This is a genomic window from Mucilaginibacter sp. PAMB04274 (genome assembly GCF_039634385.2).
Lineage (GTDB): Bacteria > Bacteroidota > Bacteroidia > Sphingobacteriales > Sphingobacteriaceae > Mucilaginibacter.
On the sequence record NZ_CP155081.2, the window covers coordinates 395,579 to 416,606 of the forward strand.

13 protein-coding genes and 1 pseudogene are annotated in these 21,028 nt (G+C 45.3%); 7 read left to right on the forward strand and 7 right to left on the reverse strand.

All coding sequences use genetic code 11. The annotated features are described in order from the left end of the window. Window positions 1–753: 753 nt before the first annotated feature. Genes ABDD95_RS01730 through ABDD95_RS01740 form a run of 3 tightly spaced genes read right to left on the reverse strand, consistent with a single transcriptional unit; the run spans window position 754 to window position 3,517 of the window. Complete coding sequence (locus tag ABDD95_RS01730) at window positions 754–1,797, reverse strand: adenylate/guanylate cyclase domain-containing protein (protein WP_345950181.1); 1,044 nt, start codon at window positions 1,795–1,797, stop codon at window positions 754–756. Further along, complete coding sequence (locus ABDD95_RS01735) at window positions 1,797–2,180, reverse strand: response regulator (protein WP_345950182.1); 384 nt, start codon at window positions 2,178–2,180, stop codon at window positions 1,797–1,799. Before ABDD95_RS01735 ends, ABDD95_RS01730 begins: the two co-directional genes overlap by 1 nt. 32 nt (window positions 2,181–2,212) lie before the next feature. Further along, entirely contained in the window at window positions 2,213–3,517 is a 1,305-nt protein-coding gene (locus tag ABDD95_RS01740; RefSeq protein ID WP_345950183.1) for an ATP-binding protein, read from the reverse strand. Window positions 3,518–3,653: 136 nt separating this feature from the next. On the opposite strand from ABDD95_RS01740, the gene ABDD95_RS01745 reads away from it, so the two are divergent. Both ABDD95_RS01745 and ABDD95_RS01750 read left to right on the forward strand, forming a co-directional pair. After that, on the forward strand, window positions 3,654–4,232 hold the full coding sequence (locus ABDD95_RS01745) for an HD domain-containing protein (RefSeq protein WP_345950184.1): 579 nt from the start codon (window positions 3,654–3,656) through the stop codon (window positions 4,230–4,232). Between the two features lie 11 nt (window positions 4,233–4,243). Then, complete coding sequence (locus ABDD95_RS01750) at window positions 4,244–5,113, forward strand: YitT family protein (protein ID WP_345950185.1); 870 nt, start codon at window positions 4,244–4,246, stop codon at window positions 5,111–5,113. Window positions 5,114–5,292: 179 nt separating this feature from the next. Here the strand turns inward: ABDD95_RS01750 and ABDD95_RS01755 are convergent, their stop codons facing one another. Together ABDD95_RS01755 and ligD are read right to left on the reverse strand one after the other, a co-directional pair. Further along, window positions 5,293–6,561, reverse strand: a complete 1,269-nt coding sequence (locus tag ABDD95_RS01755; RefSeq protein WP_345950186.1) for a hypothetical protein — start codon at window positions 6,559–6,561, stop codon at window positions 5,293–5,295. Window positions 6,562–6,844: 283 nt separating this feature from the next. After that, window positions 6,845–8,929 carry a DNA ligase D gene (gene ligD / locus ABDD95_RS01760; protein WP_345950187.1) on the reverse strand — a complete coding sequence of 695 codons (2,085 nt, stop codon included), beginning with the start codon at window positions 8,927–8,929 and terminating at the stop codon, window positions 6,845–6,847. Window positions 8,930–9,098: 169 nt separating this feature from the next. Here ligD and ABDD95_RS01765 point away from each other — a divergent pair, with 169 nt between their 5' ends. Then, window positions 9,099–10,004: a glycoside hydrolase family 25 protein gene (locus ABDD95_RS01765; protein ID WP_345950188.1), complete on the forward strand. Its 906-nt coding sequence runs from the start codon at window positions 9,099–9,101 to the stop codon at window positions 10,002–10,004. On the opposite strand, the gene ABDD95_RS01770 is transcribed toward ABDD95_RS01765, so the two are convergent. Together ABDD95_RS01770 and ABDD95_RS01775 are read right to left on the reverse strand one after the other, a co-directional pair. Then, window positions 9,991–11,268: an exo-alpha-sialidase gene (locus tag ABDD95_RS01770; RefSeq protein ID WP_345950189.1), complete on the reverse strand. Its 1,278-nt coding sequence runs from the start codon at window positions 11,266–11,268 to the stop codon at window positions 9,991–9,993. The genes ABDD95_RS01765 and ABDD95_RS01770 overlap by 14 nt on opposite strands. A gap of 97 nt (window positions 11,269–11,365) precedes the next feature. Next, window positions 11,366–12,391, reverse strand: coding sequence for an LD-carboxypeptidase (locus tag ABDD95_RS01775; protein ID WP_345950190.1), 1,026 nt, complete (start codon window positions 12,389–12,391; stop codon window positions 11,366–11,368). A gap of 381 nt (window positions 12,392–12,772) precedes the next feature. On the opposite strand from ABDD95_RS01775, the gene ABDD95_RS01780 reads away from it, so the two are divergent. The 4 genes and pseudogenes from ABDD95_RS01780 (at window position 12,773) to ABDD95_RS01795 (ending at window position 20,947) form a co-directional block, all read left to right on the forward strand. Next, on the forward strand, window positions 12,773–16,912 hold the full coding sequence (locus ABDD95_RS01780; RefSeq protein ID WP_345950191.1) for a CshA/CshB family fibrillar adhesin-related protein: 4,140 nt from the start codon (window positions 12,773–12,775) through the stop codon (window positions 16,910–16,912). A gap of 35 nt (window positions 16,913–16,947) precedes the next feature. After that, window positions 16,948–17,913 (forward strand): type IX secretion system membrane protein PorP/SprF, encoded by a 966-nt coding sequence (locus tag ABDD95_RS01785; protein WP_345950192.1) that lies wholly within the window; start codon window positions 16,948–16,950, stop codon window positions 17,911–17,913. Window positions 17,914–17,930: 17 nt separating this feature from the next. After that, the gene (locus tag ABDD95_RS01790; protein ID WP_345950193.1) at window positions 17,931–19,904 is read left to right on the forward strand and encodes an OmpA family protein; all 1,974 of its coding nucleotides are present in this window, start codon (window positions 17,931–17,933) and stop codon (window positions 19,902–19,904) included. A gap of 188 nt (window positions 19,905–20,092) precedes the next feature. Then, a pseudogene (locus ABDD95_RS01795) lies at window positions 20,093–20,947 on the forward strand (OmpA family protein). The last annotated feature ends 81 nt before the right edge of the window (window positions 20,948–21,028 follow it).

Genomic DNA, 21,028 nt, shown 5'->3' on the forward strand with positions numbered 1-21,028 from the left:
GGAATACATAAACCCCGACCGCGTTGTGTCAATGAAGCAACCAACAGTTAAACGCGAGGAAAGATTTACAACACCGGCAATCGTTTAACGTTCTGCAGGCTTTTGTTCCCCCTTGCGTTGTCGATATAGTTTTAACGGATGTTTAAGAAGTTAACATTGCTTTTTATTCGGCCGTTAAAACATTCTCTTTTTAAAATTCCTTTTATAGTTTTGACATACGTTTAGTGGGCATGTAATAATGCATACACTATACGTATAGGGGCAAATGTTATGCAAAATTTATCTGTTCTCTTATTATCTACAACCTCTTGGGTAACTATTGCTATATGCAGTGTTATAGTGCTGATGCTTTTCCTGAAAATTGTTAAGTTCTGGCTAAAGTTGATACTCATTATTGCGCTTATCTTCTTTATAGGGAAATGCTATTTTACTAAGAAGAGCACTGGCCGGTCTGCATACCATTCTTCGGCTTGTGCAATAGGATATAGCCTTGCCTAAGGATATAACCTCTCTACCTAACTGTGCAAAATTCAGAACAGAAGGCTGGCAAGTGCAGTAACTAATGATTAGGAAAGGGATACTTAATTGTGACAATGATGCCTTGCAAGTAATGATATTGATTGCGTAACCAGATGAGTCTGCGCTGGTTTGCAGCATTGCTCAGCTTTTAATTTTTAGCTTCATGTTATTTCTTTTGCATGTCAGCATGCTAATGTGCTATAAACCGATGCTAAAAACAACGGTGTAAGCTAATTATTCATGTACCTCGTAAAGCATTACCGGTTTGGCCTTGTTTTTTAAATGCACTTCGCCAATAGCTTCGCAACTAAAAGAGGTTTTTGCTTTCTGATAAGTTTCTTCCGTAATAACAATTTGGTTGGCTTTGGCTGCCGATTGAATGCGCTGAGCCAGGTTAACCGCATCGCCAATTACCGTATAGTCAAGCCGTTTAAGGGAGGCTGAACCAATGTTGCCAGAAATCATTTCGCCAGAATTTATTCCTACCGAAATTTGTGGTTTGTAAGTCTTGTCGCCTGCAGTAATGTTTTGTACATCGTTCAGCGCATGTTTTATCGACAGCGCAGCATCAATCGCACGGTCCAGGTGGTAATCGCCCCTAAATACCGCCATTACCGCATCACCCATAAATTTATCTACGTGGCCGCCCTGGGCTATAATTTCTTTTACTATCTTATCAAAAAGGCTGTTCAGTAGCTCAACCACCTGGTTGGCCGGCACCTGCTCGGTAATGGCAGTAAAACCGCAAACATCTACAAACATCACCGTAGCTTCCAGCAGCTCATTTTTTAATAAGCTGCTTTCAAACTCCTTGTGCGTCATGAAATTGAGTACGTTCTCATCCACATACATTTTAAGGATGTTGTTCTCCTTTATGGCTTTAAGGGTATCCTGAAGCTGCTTTACATGATCTATCGTCTTTTGCATGGTGAGTTCAAGATCCTCAAAATCAACCGGCTTGCATACAAAATCATAAGCGCCGCGGTTCATGGCGGTACGAATATTCTGCATATCGCCATAGGCCGATACTACTACTGCTTTTATCATCGGGTTGGCCTCGGGTAATTTGCTCAACAGGGTCAACCCGTCCATAATGGGCATATTAATGTCTGACAGGATAATGTCCAGATCTGGGTGTGCCGCTACCTTTTCAAGCGCTTCCTGGCCATTGCGGGCAAATACAAACTCATATACATGCTCCCTTATCTTGCGCCTAAACTTTTGTTTTACCAGCACTTCCAGGTCTTCTTCATCATCCACTACCAGTATTTTGGCCATTATGCAATAAAGTTTTTAAGTTTTTCTTTTAATAAACTAAAATCGAGAGGCTTTGTCAAAAAATCGTTGGCGCCGTTTTGCATGGCCTGGCGGTGGTTTTCCTCATCACCATAAGCCGTAACCATCATTACCACCGGCGGTGGTGGCGGATTGGCAAAATCATGTCTAATGTGGCCAAGTAGCTCAATGCCGCTCATGCCCGGCATATTAATGTCCGAAAGGATAAGTACAACTTCGGAGTGTTTGTTATGCAGGTAAGTAAGCGCCTGCTCCCCAGACAGGGCAAAATCGAACTCCAGCTCCCCACTACGAATTTCTTTGCGAAAACGCTGTAAAAAAAGTGGCTGTACGTCGGCCTCATCATCTACAACTAATATTTTCATAGCCATCAGTCAAATATAATCAATAGTTTAAGTTATGCCCGTACAGGCAGGGTAATTATAAATTCGGTGTATTCACCTTCCTGCGTATCAATGTCAATCTTTCCGCCGTGGCCTTTTACTATAATGTCGTAGCTGAGGGATAAGCCCAGGCCGGTACCCTCGCCGGTTGGCTTTGTGGTAAAGAAAGGTTGCATAATCTTGTCTTTCACAGCTTCGGGTATACCGGTGCCGTTATCCTTAACCGATACGTAGATGCGGTTGCCTATGAGCGATGTTGTTACCTGCACCGTTGGCTTAAAGTTAGGGCCTTGTTGTGCGGCTTTTTGCTTTATAGCATAAAAGGCGTTGGTGTACAAATTAAGCAGCACACGGCCAACATCCTGCGGCACTGCACTTATTTTGGGTAGTGCCTCCTGGTACTGCGTAATCATCTCGGCATTAAAGCTTTTATCTTTGGCTCTAAGCCCATGGTAAGCCAGGCGCAGGTACTCATCGGCCAGTGCATTAATATCGGTAGGTTCTTTTTGGCCGTTGCTGGTCCGGCTGTGCTGCAACATGCCTTTCACAATGCTATCAGCCCGGTGCCCGTGGTGGGTTATTTTTTCCAGGTTTTGCTTAATGTCTGAAACGATAGCTGTAATCTCCTCCCTATCACCTTTAGTAATTTCTTCCTCCAGTTCATCCATTAATTCGATGGTAACTTCCGAGAAATTGTTTACAAAGTTTAGGGGGTTCTGTATCTCATGCGCTATACCAGCTGTAAGCTCACCTAATGAGGCCAGCTTTTCGGCCTGAATTAATTGCTGTTGGGTGGTTTTTAGCGTATCAACTGTTTGCTGAAGCTCATTCTTTTGCCGCGTAAGCTCGGCCGTGCGTTCGGCCACCAGCATTTCCAACTGCGTGTTTTTACCAGTAACGGCTTCCACTTCTTTCTGTTGTTTTCTGAAAGTGGCTGCCCGGCCAAAAATCCAACAAAACGCGCCTAATATGGCTAATTGCAAATATTTGTGCCAGCTGTAATCTGGCGCTATCAGTTCGGCTAACCCATATATTATAGATAGTGCACCAAGCGGAACGTGTGAGTAAGCAAACGCTCTGAATGATTTAAAATCCTCTTCATTTTGCGCATACCAAACCAAACCAAGCAATATTAAACCGCTTATGATGTTATTCATCCAATCATCCAGCAAATTTTCTGTGGCGAAAAACACAGCAACTATAATCCATCCTGTTGTGGTTAGTAGAGCGTTCCATTTAAGGAATACATCTGTGGTTTTTAACCCTCGTTTTACATGCCGCAGAAAAAGGAAAGCTGCCAGAAGGGGGAAAATCTGCATATAATCAATTACGGTTCTTAGTTGTGGTTTAAAGATAGCTATTTGCCTTACAAATGAAAATTATATTACTTATGGAATAATAGCTGGTTGATTGTTCGAAGTATTTATATTAGCCTGCAACAATTATAACCGACACATGCAGTTTGAGCCCGCCGGCGCCTATATTCTTCAAAAGCTACAGCGCGAGTTCCCTCATCACTTCTATTATCATAGCGTTGAGCACACGCAAGATGTATATAATGCAGCCGCGGAGATTGGTGCACAGGAAGGCTTAACGGAATACGAAATGAAACTGCTGCTTACAGCGGCATGGTACCATGATGCCGGCTTTTTAGAAGGCCCCAATCAGCATGAAGAAGCCTCCTGCAGGATAGCACTGACCGTATTACCAGGCTTCAATTATACGGGCCAGGAGATTGACCGTATTTGTGGCATGATTAGGGCTACCCGCATTCCGCAATCGCCGCAAAACAAGTTGGAGATGATATTGTCCGATGCCGATCTGGATTATTTAGGCCGCAATGATTTCTTTACCATAGGGGAGAAGCTTTTTGCGGAGTTATGCACATTAGGTGTAATAAGTACCCGCAATGAATGGGATAAACTGCAGATACGCTTTTTAGGAAATCATCATTATTTTACAAATACTGCAATTAATACTCGCCAAGCTCAAAAAGACAGGCATTTAATGGCACTTAAGTTAAATAATAAGTAAGTTTGCGAGACATGAAAGGTTTGAATTTACCGCATTGGGTCACAGATTCTCTTTATACTGTAGCCGGTATTTTATTTTGCGGATTTGCATTAAAAGGCTTTTTAGTTCCTAATAAATTTTTTGATGGTGGCGTAACCGGCATATCTCTTCTGCTGCACGAGCTGTACCATTTCAATATTGCCTATGTGATTGTGCTGGTAAACCTGCCCTTTATAGTGATGGGCGCTTTTCAAGTAAATCGCAATTTTGCCATTAAAACTCTTGTTGCGGTTATTGGATTAGGATTATGCCTGCAGTTTATTCCTTATCCACAAATTACGTCCGATAAATTGCTGGTTTCTATTTTTGGCGGCGTATTTATGGGTATAGGTGTAGGTTTGGCCATGCGTGGGGGCTGCGCACTTGATGGTATCGAAGTGTTGGCCTTGTATACAGGTAAGCGCATCAGCTTTACCATCAGCGAAATTATCCTGGGTATAAACATTGTCATCTTCCTTATAGCGGCGTTAGAACTGGGATTGCCTACTGCTTTGTATTCTATACTTACGTATTACACAGCATCGCGCACTATTAACTTTGTGATTGAAGGTCTGGAAGAATACACTGGTGTTACCATTATATCGAGCCAGAGCGAAATGGTTAAACAGCGGCTGGTGATGGAGTTAGGTCGCGGTATTACCGTTTATAAAGGCGAACGGGGCTTTTTGAAAGAAAGCTTTGATATTAGCCAGCCTGTAGATATTGTATTTACGGTAGTAACCCGCCTGGAGGTAAGACGCCTCCGCAATATGGTGCATGAGATAGACGACAAAGCCTTTGTATTTACCAGTACTATTAAAGAAGCAGCGGGCGGCGTTTTAAAGCGCCGAGCCAGGCACTAGCCTCACACGTAGACGCCAAAGTCCCATTCCATTCACACTATGTAAGGTAAGCCTTGTTGTCAAAAACAAATAGGCAGACGACGTGCTTTCGCTTTTATTCGTCATACCTGTTCGAACCTTTGGAAGGTGATTTTGCAAAGCAAGTATCTATAGATTTAAGCCTATAACACCGCCTCTCTTTACTGTGCAGCTATGCCTATGGCTCCTTTTTGATAATACGCTTTAACAGCATTGCGGAGGTAGCCTCCATCGTCATCGGCGCTTTCGTTGCTGCCGGTTATACCGTCGTTTTTCTGGTCAAGGTAACTGGTGCATCCGCTGGCGCCGCGGCCAAATAAAAAGCCTATTACACCGGCCTGTGCGTACTGGTTAATTTTATCCATATTGCCATTAGTTAATACCGGCTGCAAAAAGTATTCAGAGCGGTTATCTTTATAATGGCCGTTAGTATTGTTACAGGTTTTGGTTAGCGTGTTACCGATAGGTATTTGCCACAGCATAATTTTTTGGCCAGTATCAAAGTTTAGTCTTTTTAAGTAGCGCTGAAAGCGATCAAAATCACTCAGGTTGCCATTAGATGCATTAGCTTGGGTAGACCATAGCGTGTTACCCTTGCCGCCTACAAACTCATCATAGCCAGAATCACGGTCAGAAAATTCAGCAAAAATGAGATCAAAATGTGCGTTTAAAGATTTATAATAAGCAGCCGTTTGTGCAGCTAATTGCTCGGGGTTGTTTTTGCCTTTAATTAAATCCTGACCAGTTGCCCACTGCGAGGCATGCCACCCTAACATCACATTAGGTGCATATTTATCGCGCATGCTTACAATAGCCTGTGCAAGTCCTCTGGCATCATTGGTAAAGGCTTTTACGTCTGGATAATTGCTTTCGCTTACCTTAATGGTGCTTTTAGCTGCATCGTTTTTAAACATTTGCATATAACCCAACAGATCGGGTTCGTAATGGATAATAACCGGTCCGCCATATTCTCTGCATATTTTTAATAATAGCTTCCAGTCATCAAAGTACTTGTTCATTACTTCAGCATCGTTCAGGTTTGTAAAGCCTGGATCCTCAAAACGCCCTTTAGCCGGAACGATGTTGTAATATGAAAATATAGGCATTTTGCCCATTTGGCGGGTTTGATTTAGAAAAGTTCGGGCCCATTCGCCCGTTGGTGAGTTCCAGCTGGCCCAGCCATTCGAAAAAATGTCGCCAGCTAAGTAATGGTACCGGTAGTCGCTTTCTTGAATAATCTGACTAGTTTGAGAAATATCGTTTTCGACACCAAATCCAACCCGTTTAGGTAGTGCCGACGGCATTTGTTGGGGTGCCGGTGTTGTACCTAATTCAATAGTATTGCTTTCGTTTAAGGGTGTATTGGCTGTTTCTTTTTTACAACTGGCAGCAAATAAGACCACCAGCGCGAGTAAAGCTATTTTGCGCATCTAATCAAATCAGTTTAATATCAATAGGGAATCCTAAAATAGTAAATTTATTTCGTTATACGCAAGTGCTTGGCTTAAGTTATTTTATTTTACTCGGGCTATTATAGATATTAAATACTAACAACAATGCTTTTAGTAAGCGTTAAACATAATTTCGACGGTGCTAGTCAATATTATTAATAAGGTTTGATATGCTTATGCGCTGGAAATGTAAACATTAGCCATAAATAGACCCACCGGCTTAAAAATGTTAAAGCCGGGGGTCTAAATAGATGTTGAGTTTTTAAGAGAATAGGGATTCTGCTTTTTTTAGGGTTCTCTCTAAGTCAACACCTTCACCTAATACGGCTTTAAACAAATCGCCTTCAGTTTTTAAGCGTTCTACAGTGTTAAATATGGTAAAATCGCGCATGGTAAGGCCTGGTTTAACCTCGTCCCAATGAAGCGGCATAGATACCGTAGCACCAATTTTAGGCCTTAAGGAATATGGTCCGGCTATGGTAGCTCCGGGCCTGTTTTGTAAAAAATCGAGGTACATTTTGCCGTTGCGGTGCGCAATGATGCGCTCCACGCTGGTAAAGTCGGGCAGTTGTTTATTCACTACATGTACCAGTTTGCGAGCAAAGTCCTGCGATTCGTCATAAGTATACTTAGCGCCCAGGGGTATATAAATATGCAGGCCGGTAGAGCCGGAGGTTTTTGGATAGGTAGGTACGCCAAGCGCGTCAAGCACTTTTTTTACTTCAATAGCCGCTTCTATTACCTGCTCAAAGGTGTTCTTATCAGGGTCAAGGTCAATCACGCAATAATCGGGATTATCGGGCGAATGTGTTCTGCTGAACCAGGGGTTCATCTCGATACAGCCAGAGGTGGCAGCCCATAGTAGCGTGTCTTCATCATTTCCCACCAAAAACTCCTTATGCTGGCCATCGCTGGTGGTGTACGGAAATGTCTGTGCCCACTCGGGCGCTTTGCCTTTAACGTTTTTTTGGTAAAAACTGGTGCCGTGTATGCCATTAGGGAAACGGTTAAGCGATAAAGGTCTATCTTTTAGGTAAGGAAGTATATAATCAGCTATCTGGTAATAATAGTTGAGCATATCTCTTTTGGTAACGCCATCTTCGGGCCAGTAAACTTTGCTTAGGTTGCCAAACTTAATATCATGACCGCAAACCGGCCGTACCTGGCTATCATTAGTAGGGTTGAGCAGTGTTCTTCTTTCTCTAACCTCGGGCGGGGTAAGCGCACCGGCAAAAGCCTCACTTGCGGTAACGGCCTTTACTTTAACTGCCTTGGCGGTAGGTTGGGCCACCTCACGCACAATTTCAATCGCTTTCTTGTCCGATCGCATCCCCTGAAAAGATGGCTGCCTGAAAATGCCATCGCTGGTAATCTCAGTAAAAGCAACCTCACCCACCAATTCGGGCTTTAACCAGAAAGCCTCTGCTTTGGGCGGATCGGGTCTGAAGCGCGAAGGCTTATTGATATCCGGAATTACTTTGAAAGCGCTTTTCTTTGTTAAATAGGGCTTAAACAACGCTATCAATTCTTCCTGTACTTTCTTAGTAAAACCGGTACCTACCTTGCCCACAAATTGCAGCTCGCCCTTTTCATAAACTCCTAGTAAAAGGGAACTGAACAGCTTGGATGTGCCTTCATTTTTGGTATAGCCAGCTATAACAACTTCCTGCCGTTGGTGTACTTTAATTTTTAGCCAGTCTTGTGAGCGTAGGTCGGGCGTATAAGTGCTGCTTCTTCGCTTGGCCATAATACCCTCCAACTGCAGTTTTTCAGCATCTTGATAAAAAGAGGTGCCTTTGGCTGTAAATACCTGCCCAATACGCACGCGGTCGTCGCCTTTTGGCAAAATGTCTTTAAGTATTGCCTGGCGTTGAAAAAGAGGTAGCTCCATCAGGTTCTTACCCTCGTACCAAAGCAGGTCAAATACGTAGTAAACCAAAGCGCCATCAGCCTCGCTGCGCCAGTTTTGCAACTCGCCAAATTTGGATATACCTTTTTCGTTCAGCACCAGTATTTCACCGTCGAGCACTACGTTCATTTTCCACGCTTGCATCAGGTGATGGATGGGGTAAAACTTATCGCTAAAGCTTTTATTGTTTCGCGATAGCAGCTCCACCTCACCTTGCTGTATAAAAGCCAGCGTACGGAAACCGTCCCACTTTACCTCGTACTGCCAGTCAGCGTCATCAAAAGGTTTATCTACAAGGGTGGCAAGCATAGGCTTTAACCCGGTGGGTATAGGCGCTTCGGGCGCATGCTTTAGCAGCGCTTTTGTGTCTATCTTTTCCTCCTGGGTGGTGTTTGATTGGGTAATCTTATCCAAGGTGTCAGCTATCTTGCTTCTCATGGGTGTATTGCTTAGGTAAAATAAAGGTGTCGGTAGTTTACACTCCGGCTTTCATAATATCAACACGGCGCAAATCATAAAGTTTAGGTAAAGCCTTGATGTAATCGCTGCATTGTAAATATGAATGATAATCATTGCCAATACCACCGACACCTGCTAACTTTGCAGCGTGACGCCCGATAAATTGCCTGCGCCTGGTAAAAGGACAAGAACCGTGAACCCCAAGCCGACTGTTAAAGCTAAAAAGCCGGCTAAGCCCCGGTCTAATAAAAAGGCACAGCAGGGCCCGGCCATCCCCTGGAAACTGATTGCTGCAGGCGCATTGCTTGTTTTGCTTTCGCCGTTTTACTATGGTTATGTAGCTGGTTTTTTCTCATCTACCTGGCAGTGGATACGTAATATAGGGGCCTCGCCGCATTACCGCACCTATAAAAGTTTTGGCATACGCATACCTACACGCTATCATATACATGGCATTGATGTATCTTATGCACAGGGTAAAATTAACTGGCCTAAGGTAAAAGCTATGGAAGAAGATAGCGTACATATCAGCTTTGCATTTATTAAAGCTACAGAGGGCTTGCTAACGGTTGATCCGTACTTTAAGCGTAACTGGCGCGAGGCGGCAAAGGCGGGTATACGCTGCGGCGCTTATCACTTTTTCAGACCTAAAAAAAGCGGGCAGTGGCAGGCGCGCTTTTTTTTGCAAAATGTTAAGCTGGAAACCGGAGACCTACCCGCTGTAGTAGATATTGAACGCTTAGACGGTGTGGCACCTGCTGAAATGCGAAAGCAGCTTAAGGAATTTTTAGACCATGTACGAGCTAAAACGCATGTGAAGCCCATTATATATACCGGCTTGAGTTTTTACAAGGATTACCTGGACGGTTATTTTGATGATTACCGCCTGTGGATTGCCCATTACAACCGCGAAGAACTTAAAGCCGGAAAAAACACCAACTGGTGGTTTTGGCAACATTCAGAGACTGCCCGTGTAAACGGTATTAACCATGCAGTTGATTTTGACGCCTTTAAAGGTGACAGTTTGGAGTTTGAGCGGTTTATGGTGCAGTAATTATATTATTGGGTAACGGCTGCTGCTTGGTCGGCTTAAGTATAACTTTTTGATTTCCTTTCGCCGTGAGGTTATGCCGTTTGATGTGACCCTCTTTATACCATATTTCGCTGTGCTTGTCCTTAAAGTTTCGGGTGCTTATGGCAGCCAGTGTGCTATCATTCTTCAAGAAAACGGAACTGAAATAAGCGCCCTCGTTTTCGGGCAGGTTGGGCCAGGGGCACGATACGTTCGAAAAGTTTTTGGCTACACTGTTGCCTACCAGTACCAGCATGGTGTTTTTTTTCCACTGTGTATACCGTTCAATAGGCCTGCCGCCAGCATCCTGAACGGATAGTATGGTTTCGCCGCTGGGCAATTGCAGCAGGCTGGGCGCACCGCCCCATATGTTTTCGGTACCGCACCAGCGCCGGCCATTATCGGCCGTGGCCGGGTCCTTATAACGCCACTTCGCTTTTTCAGATGACCATACAAAGCAGGGCGATTGTGCATTGTAAACCGACTCAAAAGCAAACACTATCCCTTTATGGTCTTTTAGCGCAACCGGTGTAGCCATCCCGTCCCGGCGCCCTCTAATAAAGGTTATATCTCGGGGCTTTTTCCAGTGAACGCCATTATCATTAGAGGCAGCCATTACTATCTTCTGCTCGTGCCTGCCGCGCGCGCCTTTGGAACTGGTTAGTTCTATAGAAAAGAACATCTCTACAGCGCCATCTGCAAGCTGTACCAGCCCGGGCTCCCAGGCACGGCCCGTGGCTATAATGGCCGGCTTGGTCCATGACCTGCCCATGTTTTTGCTGAGGCGTACCTGGATATTGTTATGCGTACTGTCATCTGGCCGCCCCCTACCGGTATAGGCCAGCACCAGCCAGCCATTTTTAAGCTTAATTAAGTCTGGTGTTGCAAAGCCGTAATAACGCTTGGGATGGTTATCAGGCACAACAACTTGTGCGGGTTGCCAGGTTTTTCCGTTGTCGTAACTGCGGCGCAATGCAATATTGTCCCACTCATTACCAGGGGTGCCACAGTGATAATAGAGCAACAACGTGTCCTTATTCCAGCGGCGTATACGGGCATACTCGGCAAAGTAAACGTGGTGTGATATTTTCCGGGCGGCACTATCCCATACAATTTTTAATCGCGGACTATCAGTATCTACCGGGGGCTTGTCATCATCATACACTTGTTTGCCCGCATGGTTGCATTTTGTACAGCCAGCCGTAATGCATACAAGCAGAAGTAATATGACACACTTGAATTTCATTAGCCTAATAGGTTCACACGCTTTGAAGCAAGCACCAGTATAACCCTAAATTACAGACATAAGTTTATCTGCACACGAATATAATGAGAACCGGTATTTACACCGATGCTAAAATGGTGCCATTGCCACCCACCTCAAGCGTATGTAAGGTGCCACATTTTAGGGCAAAATTATTTTTTTGATGCCCTACCGGAAAATCAAAGCACACGGGGTATTGGTAAGGCTTTACCTTATCTAATACTATATCATATATGGTTTTGCCAAAAGCGTCGTCCGCTTCTCCGGCTTTTACTTTGAAACCGCCAATGATAAGGCCGGCCAGATGGCTGAGCTTGCCGCTTCTTTTTAAATTATAAAGCATGCGGTCGATATTATACAGATATTCGCCCGTGTCTTCCAGGAAAAGGATTTTGCCACGGGTATCCAGGTCTGATGGGGTGCCCGTTAAGTTGGCTACAAGACTCAGGTTTCCGCCTACCAGGGGTGCACTTACCTTGCCCATCCGGTTAAATGCAGATGCCGTGGCATTATACTGCAGTTTTTCGCCGGTTAAGGCTTGTTTTATAGAAAGGATGGTTTCGATTTGAATAGGTTCGGCCTTATTCCAGTCGGCTGGAAAACTGTTGCACATTTTGCTGTGAAGCGTAGCTACGTGGCAGTTTGTGTGAATATGGTTATGTAGCACTGTAATATCGCTAAAGCCGATAACCCACTTAGGGTGTGCCTTAAACTGTGTAAAGCTTAATCTGTCAATTATCTGAACAACGCCGTAGCCTCCCCGTGCACACATAATGGCTTTAATGTTTGGGTTGTTGAGCATATACTGCAGATCATCGGTACGTTCGTCGGCCGTTCCGCCCATGGTAAAATCGCGCTTACCTACCGTTTTACCCATCTCAATTTTAAAACCCCAGCTTTGCATTAATTGTACAGCCGGTTGTACATCCTCCAGGCTAATGTAGCCGGCTGGTGAGGTAATGCCAATAGTATCGCCAGGTTTTAAATAAGGCGGTATCCGTAAATTCTGAAGTTTTGGCTTTACGGCATTATTGCCGCCAGCTTTAAAAGATGATAGTGCTAGTGTTGCTGGTACCAATGCAGAAAGGAACTGTTTGCGATGCATAAGCCAAATAAGCTAAAAAACTTAAATTATAACGGGTTGACGGAAAATTTTATGTCAGGAATTTTCGTGCTTGGTGTTTATCGGGCGATAAATGAGGTAACCTGCTTGCGTAAAGTTTCGTATAAGTTGAGACCGGTGCTGTGTAAGACCGGCAACCCGTTAAATAATCATTGTAATAGTATCTTTATCCCATATGGTCAAAATCTTACTTATCGAGTTCATTTCCACACTTATTATTGGCTATTTAGGCAGTTTAAGCCGTAAGGCTTTGCGCCCTGTATTGGCATTGCAGCCTGTTAATTTATAAAGTTTGCTTCTTAAATGCCGACGCATTCCTGTTGGATATCTTTTAGAAGAGGCTAGCGGGGAATTTGAATAGCTATGACAAAAAAATACATTCTTAGAGTACTGCTGCTTTTTGTGATGCTGGCCTGCGCCGTTAAGCCGGCTGCGGCACAGTACGCTATAGGCGGTAGTGCTGGTACTAACCTGGCTAACTCCGTTTACTGGTTAACCTGGGATAAAAATGCAGTGGGTACAACCTTAATATCTGCCCCGGCCTCGGCCAATGCTTCAAATATTGTAAATGGCACCTATGTATGGCAGTTTTCGCCAACGGTGCGTATCACTGCGGTAATCAGTAACCAGGTGCTGTCCTTAGGAGCCGGAATGACGTCTTACACACCGGGTAATTATTCGGGAGATGGTTTGGATCTCATCTACTCAGGCAATAATCTGCCCAAACCTAATTCGAGGGGGGTGCTCAACTCTGCACTGGCCACTACTAACGGCGGTACAGTGACCTTCGATATCGATATCAAGGTAGCCATCCTTATCAATAACGTGTGGACAAATGTGGCCTACCCAGGTATGATTATAGCCGACGCAGAATCAATAGATGTGGGTGGCGAATATATATCGGGCAGTACGCCTAATGCCGTTGCGTGGCAGCTGCTCAACAAACGAACGCAGGGCAATATTGCTGATATTCATTACAAAATGGATTTAACCAACTCGGGCAAGTCCTTTAAATTATACGCTGATCTGCCCCCGGGCAATTTTGGCGTGCAGGCTGTAATGTTTGCACGCGGTGCCAGCAACCTCAACAATGTATCTATGAAGGGATCGGGTATAACTGCCCTTGCTTTGGGCTTTGTACTTCCCTTTGATTTGGGCGATGACCCCGCAACCTATGGCACTACCGGTCATTACATAGATGATTTTCAAATAACCGATTATTACCCGGGTGATGGCACCTACGAGGTGGTTAATTACAACACCACCCCGTTAGCTCCAAAGGCCCATGTGTACATAGGCACCAATAATCTGGATCCTGACGGGCAACCAGATTTTGGCGAAAACGCCGATAATGATGACCTTGTGGGTAACGCAGATGAAAGCACCCTCACGCCTGCTTCTATACCGGCCGTGAAAGTTAACCAGCAGGGCAATGTTGTATTAACAGTGCCCGCTACCAACGAAAAGGCTGTACCTGCTACTCTTTACGGATGGATAGATTTTAATGGCGATGGCCTGTTTGCGCCCGATGAAATGATTAGCGTAAACGTACCAGCTAATACAGCAAACCAAGTATTTACCCTTACTTTCCCCAATGCCATGTTTGCCGGTAAAGTGAAAATTGGGGCTCTATACGCCAGGCTGCGCCTCACTACAACCAGCTTGTTAGATGATGGCGGAACTCCGACCGATGAAAGAAGCATATCTTTCGCTGCTGATGGCGAGGCCGAAGACTACCGTTTAAGAGATGTTGTTGGCGTTAATATTTCGGGCGCTGTAGTAAGCGACGGGAATGGCGCTGCGGATGGGGCCATTGCAGGAGCAGGGCTTCAGTTGGTAGGCGGAAAGCAGTTGTTTGCTTACCTGGTAAACAACGCCGGTACTATTGTTAATAAAGCAATTGTAGCTGCAGATGGCACTTACACATTACTTAATAATAACAGCGGTAGTTACAATGTGGCCATATCAACCAACAATGTTGCTATAGGCGGTAATATTACAGCAATTGCAGCTAATCTACCAGCCGGTTTCCAGGCCTCGGGTGCAGCTTATGGTGTTAATAATGCCGGTAACACAGGCCTCAAACCAGGCACTCCCGATCTGCAGATTAGTGTAAACACACCCGGTACCAGTTTAGATGTTAGCGGCGTAAATTTTGGTATTAACCGAGCCCCTGTTACGGTGGCCGATGCCGGTACGACAAACATAGCACAGCCTATTACCCTGACCATTCCAGCCAATGACACCGACCCTGACGGAACAATAAATGCGGCCACGGTGTTATTAATAGATCCTGCTGATAACGGTAAAAAGACAACGGTTACCATTGCCAACCAGGGAACCTACACGGTTAACGCAACGGGGCAGGTGACCTTTACGCCACTGGCTGCCTTTACCGGTAAAACCACACCTATAGCTTACACTATTAAGGATAATTTCGGAACTGAAAGCGTAAGCGCACTTATCAGCATCAATGTTAAACCTGTGGGCGTTATTGATGTTGACGCAACTGCCATTAACACGCCGGTTACCACCATAGTAAAGGGCAATGATGGCGCCAGTGCTACCGGTACCACCGTAACGGCTATTAACGGTACGCATGGCACCACAGTGGTTGATGCTACCGGCCGTATCACCTACACGCCTGCAACCGGCTATGCCGGTACCGACACTTATACCTATACGCTGGCCACGGCAGATGGTATTGTATCAGACCCCATCACAGTGACCATAAGCGTGAGGCCGGTTGGCGTGCCCGATGCGGATGTAACGCCCATCAACACACCAGTAACCACCATTGTAAAAACAAATGACGGTGCCAGCGCAATTGGCACAATTGTAACCACCGGCAACGGTGCACACGGTACCACTACCGTTGATGCTACCGGCCGTGTTAGCTATACGCCTGATGCGGGTTATTTAGGTAAGGATACCTATACCTACACTTTAACAACAAGTGATGGTGTGGCATCAGCCCCTATCATTGTAACTATCAGCATCAAGCCGGTAGGTGTAAATGATGCGGTTACCACGCCGGTGAACACGCCGGTAGTGACCAATGTAAAAACAAATGACGGTGCCAGCGCTAATGGTACTACGGTAACGCCAACCAACGGCTTGCATGGCATTACCACTGTTGATGCAAGCGGCCGGGTCACCTACTCGCCGGTGGCTAATTACGTGGGTACCGATACCTATACGTATACACTCACTACACCCGATGGTGTGGTGTCAGATCCTATAACAGTAACGGTTACTATTTATAATGCTTCCCTTGCTTTAACTAAAGTGGCCAACAACAGCTACAGTAAGGTAGGCGATATTATTAACTATACACTAACGGTTACCAATACCGGCAGCTCGCAACTATCAAACGTAGTGGTTACAGACGTAGGTGCCGATGCAGGTTCTGTAACACCGGCTAATATTGCCAGCCTGGCGCCCGGTGCCTCGGCTACGGTAACTGCACGCCATACGGTAACACCGGCTGATGTAAGCAACCGCAGCTACAGCAATCAGGCCAGTGCCAGCGGTACTGATGCCAGCGGCGTTCTTATAACCCGGCCACGTTCTGATAATCCTAATACGCTGGCCGCAGATGACCCTACCGTAGTAGCTGCCACAGCAGTGGGTGCCGTAAGCTTAAGCAAAACCGGTGTGTTCAACTCGTATTACATTACTTACACTTTTGTAATTACTAATACCGGTAATTCGGTGCTTACTACCGTTAACTTAACCGATAGCAAGCTGGGGCTTACCAACTCGGCGGTTGTGCTGCCGGCAAGTGGGTTGCAGCCCGGCGCAAACGTTACCCTAAACTACAATTACACCCTAACCCAGGCCGATAAAGACGCAGGCACGGTAACTAATAATGCCAGCGTGAACGGGCGCGATCAGGCGGGCAACGCCGTGAGCAGCAATGCCAGTATCACTACCAGTTTCCCCAAATCTCCTGCGGCCGTTGCAGATAATGCTTTTACAAGCATTGACTTGCCGGTGGTTATAGACATCCTTAAAAACGACGATGCGTTGGGCAGTACTTTCAACCAGCAATCGGTAGAGTTACTAACCCAGCCAGCTCATGGTACGGTTACTATTGGCGGCAACGGTACAGTAACCTACACGCCAAATGCAGGTTATGCAGGTACCGACAGCTTTACCTACCGGGTTAAAGATCTGAATGGTTATTACACCAATCCGGCTACGGTAAATGTTACCGTGAGTGCGGTGTCATTGTTGCAAATACCTAACCTGTTTACACCAAACGGCGATGGAATAAACGATGTGTTTGAGATACGCGGACTGGAGAAGTTTGCCGAAAATGAACTGGTTATTGTAAACCGCTGGGGTAACGAGGTATACCACAAGGTTAACTACCAAAACAACTGGACAGGCGAAGGCCTCAACGAGGGCACTTATTACTACATACTCAAAGTACGAACCACCAATTGGCAGGTTTTAAAAGGATACATCACTTTAATGCGCACGCTCAAAAACCAATAAAAGTAGTATTTGCCGCACGCAACAAACAGGATGACATGAAGAGATTTTTAATATACATTATATTTACATTAAGCAGCAGCCTGCTGTACGCCCAACAGGATGCGCAGCAAAGCCAGTATATGTTTAACGGTATATACATTAACCCGGCTTATGCAGGTTATAAGGAAAACCTGAACTTTCACAGTTTCTTCCGCTCCCAGTGGACGGGTATTGAGGGGGCGCCTAAAAGTATGTCGCTGGCTGTTGATGCTATTGCTAATAACGGCAATGTAGGTTTGGCTTTGCAAATATCAAATGACAGGCTGGGTGCGCAAAGCAATCTTTCGGCCTACGCTAATTATGCCTATCGTTTGCGTATGAACGATGAAGGGAGTTCCCGATTAGCCTTAGGCTTTGGTATTGGCGTAATGCAGTTGGGCATTAATGGTGCATTGCTAAACCCTAATGACCCGGAGCCCAACATGCCTACCGGTATGCAAAGCACCATTGTGCCCGATGGCAGGGTAGGTGTCTTTTATTCGGACGATAAATATTACGCAGGTCTCTCGGCCGATAACCTCATTTCTCAATTCATTAATGTGCGCAACCGTGGATATATTGCACAGCCAAAGCCGCACTATTATTTAACCGGCGGTGCGTTGTTCCCGCTGTCTGAGGATGTGCTGATCAGGCCCAGCATGTTGTTAAAGGATGATGCCGGCGGACCTACCAGTTTAGATTTGAATGCGTTTGTGATGTTTGGCCAAAAGTTGTGGGTAGGCGGCTCTTACCGTACCGGTGTAAAACTTTACAACAAGAGTTATTTACAGAATGACCTGAGCAACCTCAATTCGTTTGTAGCGGCTATGGAGGTTTTTCCGGTTGAGAACTTGCGCGTGGGTTATGCTTATGATATTTCTGTAGGGCCGCTTAAAGGCTATAGTAGCGGCACGCATGAGATATCTATCGGCTTTTACATCAGAACGCAGAAAGCCCGTATGCTAACCCCCCGATTTTTTTAACCGGCTAAGTGAAAATTATGAAGCAAAGAGTACTCATCATCATTTGTTTTTTAACGCTTGGCCAGGCAGTTAAGGCGCAATATGTGCTTAAACAAGCCAATGAGCAATATAGCTTGTACAATTACAGCAAAGCTGCCGAATTGTATCTGAAAGCCTATCAAAAGAACCCTACGCTGTATACGGCCGAGCATCTGGCCAACAGTTACCGCCTTATGCGTAGTTACCCCGAGGCCGAAAAATGGTATGCTACTACCGTGAATATGCCCAATAGCAGCACCGATAACATTTTAAAGTATGCCGAGGTACTTAAGAACAATCTGAAATATACTGAGGCAAAAACGCAGTATACCCGTTACTATACCCTAAGCCGCGGAGCGGACCAAACACAGCTAAAAACGTGGATCTCATCTTGCGACTCGGCCATCAAATGGATGAAGAGCCCCGTACCGGTACTGATTGAAAATGAACAGGCGCTTAATACGCCCGAATCTGACTGGGGAGCGGTTCGGTACCAAAATACGGTGGTATTTACTTCGGATAGGGAAGTGAAACCTAACAAGGATGAGCAGAAAAAGAAAAGCCCGTTTTACATCAAGTTTGACGGGAATGACGGGTTAGATAAGCGCACTTACGGTTGGACGGGCAATAAGTACCTGAATTTATATGAATCGCCTTTAGGTGCAAACGCCGCAGATGCTGTGAAGCTGTTTCCGTTTATTGCCGGTACCGATTATCATATTGGTGCAGCCAGCTTTACGGCCAATGGCAATGAGATGTTCTTTACTTTAACCCGCCTGCCAAAAGGCAAGGGGAAGGATACCGCCAAAATAAAAACCATCACTGTCGAAGTTTATTCGAGCAAACGCAATGCAGTAACTAATCGCTGGGAAACACCGGTTGCATTCCCGTTAAATAAAGAGGAAGTTTACTCCGTTGGCGACCCATTTATTACGGCTGACGGGAAAGGCTTATATTTTACTTCAGATATGCCTGGTGGGTTAGGTGGTACCGATATTTATTTTTGCGCCCGTACGCCCGATGGTACCTGGGCTCAACCGGTTAACCTGGCAGGCGTAAACACTGCCGGTAATGAACGCACACCTTACCTGGATGCCATGGGCACGCTGTATTTCTCTACTGATGGCGACAAGGGTATGGGCGGTCTGGATGTTTTTAAGGCTGTGCAGCAAGGCACAAGCTTTGGCCTTAAACAAAACCTGGGCTATCCTATCAATTCGGCACAGGATGATTTTGCTTATGTGCTGGTGAATGACACCGCGGGCTACCTGTCATCAAACCGCATGAGCGGTGTGGGTAGTGATGATATTTACAGCTTTTCGCCGTTGCCGGTGGTCAGTTATCAGCTGCAAGGGGTTGTTTATGATAAAAACTCGCGCAAGCCCATAGGTAACAGTGTGGTAACCTTAAGTAAAACCAATGGCGGAAAAATAAGTGTTAGTACCAATGCATCCGGGCAGTTCAATTTTAAGCTGTATGAGAACACCGAGTATCAGCTGAGAGGCGAGAAGAAAGGTTACCTGGCTGATAATTTAAATCCCTTCACGACCACCGGGTTGGAACCGGGGGCAACAGTTAAGAAGAACCTGTACCTGAATAAAATTGAAATCAAAAAGACCATCCGTCTTGAAAATATCTATTATGATTTAGATAAATCCTACATCCGGCCTGATGCGGCAGTGGAGCTGGATAAACTGGTAGCCATCCTGAAAGAAAACCCGACATTGGTAATAGAACTTGGCTCACACACGGATAGCCGCGGCGACGATGATTACAACATGGCGCTCTCGCGCCGCCGGGCTAACGAGGCGGTTGAGTACATTATTACCACTGGAGATATTGACGAAGACCGCATCATAGCCCGCGGATATGGCGAAACCCGCTTGCTTAACCGTTGCCGCAACGGCGTTCAGTGCAGCGAGGCCGCACATCAGCTAAACCGAAGAACAGAGTTTACAATAATTAAATATTAAGGAGCCCTCCCAAACTTCCACCGGGAGGGCCTGGGGGAGTGCTCCAAACTAATTGGCGGGCTTTTTGTTGTGAACAGGAATAATTCAACAGCATCAGCCATCGTTGCTGCATCTATTATAGTGCAGTTTTATCAAACAGCTTTCAACAATGGTGCTGATGCGTAATGTTTAAATTTTAGCACATAACTATGAAAGTTTCAATTTTGCCAATAGCTTTACTCGCCGTCGTTCTGGCGTCGGGCTGTGTAAGCTCCAAAAAGTATCAGCAGCTGCAAACCAGTTATGATACCCTGCGTACCAAGCACCAGGATCTTAATGTACGGTATTTAAATAGCCAAAAAGATTTAGCTTCTGCAAAAACACGCGTTACCAGTTTAGAAGATTAGATTGCTTCTGAGCGCTCTAACCTAAAATCGTTGCAGGCTGCGCTCGATAAGTGTTTAACTTCATCCGGCCAGGGTAACGTAAACATCTCTAAGCTGGTTGATGAAATTAATTCATCCAACAAATACATTCAGCAGTTGGTGAACAGCAAAAATAAGAGTGATTCGCTCAATATGGTGCTTACCAACAACCTTACCCGTTCATTAAGCCAGCAAGAATCTAAAGACGTAAACGTGCAGGTGCTTAAAGGCGTGGTTTATGTGTCGTTATCTGATAATATGCTGTACAAATCAGGCAGCTACGAAATTTCGGATGCGGCAGGTGCAACCCTGAGTAAAATTGCCAAGATTATTACTGATTATAAAGACTATGATGTACTGATTGAAGGTAATACCGATAATATTCCAATTTCTAAACCTAACATTCGTAACAACTGGGATTTGAGCGCGTTGAGAGCTTCATCAGTAGTGATGGCTTTGCAAACCAATTACGGTGTTGATCCTAAAAGGCTTACTGCCGGTGGCCGCGGCGAGTTTAATCCGCTAACCAGCAATGATAACGAAGCCGGCAGAATACGTAACCGCCGTACGCAAATTATCATCACACCAAAACTTGATCAGTTTATGGAACTGATAGACAAAGCTCCAGACAAGAAGTAAATCATCCTGTATATTGTATTAAAACAAGAACAGCAGTTGCTCGGCAACTGCTGTTCTTGTTTTATAGAGGGATGCTTAAAT